The organism is Xenorhabdus hominickii (assembly GCF_002632725.1).
Lineage (GTDB): Bacteria > Pseudomonadota > Gammaproteobacteria > Enterobacterales > Enterobacteriaceae > Xenorhabdus > Xenorhabdus hominickii.
In genome coordinates, this window is record NZ_NJAI01000106.1 from 1 (window position 1) to 497 (window position 497).

At 39.2% G+C, this 497-nt stretch carries 1 protein-coding gene; it reads right to left on the minus strand.

All coding sequences use genetic code 11. The annotated features are described in order from the left end of the window. Positions 1 to 88: 88 nt before the first annotated feature. The coding region (locus Xhom_RS31810) for a DUF6973 domain-containing protein (RefSeq protein ID WP_211287919.1) at positions 89 to 497 on the minus strand (409 nt) is incomplete at its 5' end.

Here is a 497-nt window from a genome sequence, read left to right on the forward strand (position 1 = left end):
TTTTGTCGGCGGTAGTATCGAACTTAATTGCATATACATTCCAACCGAAAAAGCCGAGCTTAAATTTACATTATTTTGAATGTCGTTATCATTGATACTCGATTATTGATTCTTTTCTCTCCCCATTAGCTAACTGTTCGGGTGAAAAACCTGCATTATCGCCTCTATCATATTGACTATTCATATAAGAAAACTGTTCATCTGTAATCTTCTCTTTCACTACTGAAAAGCCAGATGCATTCTCTTTGGCAACGTAGAGACCTTCTTTATGAAACTGATTTAACACGACTTTAGCCTGATCTTTTATTGACGTATTTGCGTTTGCCACGCCAATTTGTCGGCCTGTTCGGTTATTCAGCATATCAATCGTTTCATCAGCAGCTTCGGACGTTTTGAAATGGCGAACACTCAAATCTAACGTGCCATATCGTTCATGTGCATCAGCAACACGAGAGGCTGTTTCCTCACCGAATTTAGCGGTAATTGCAGATTGCCAT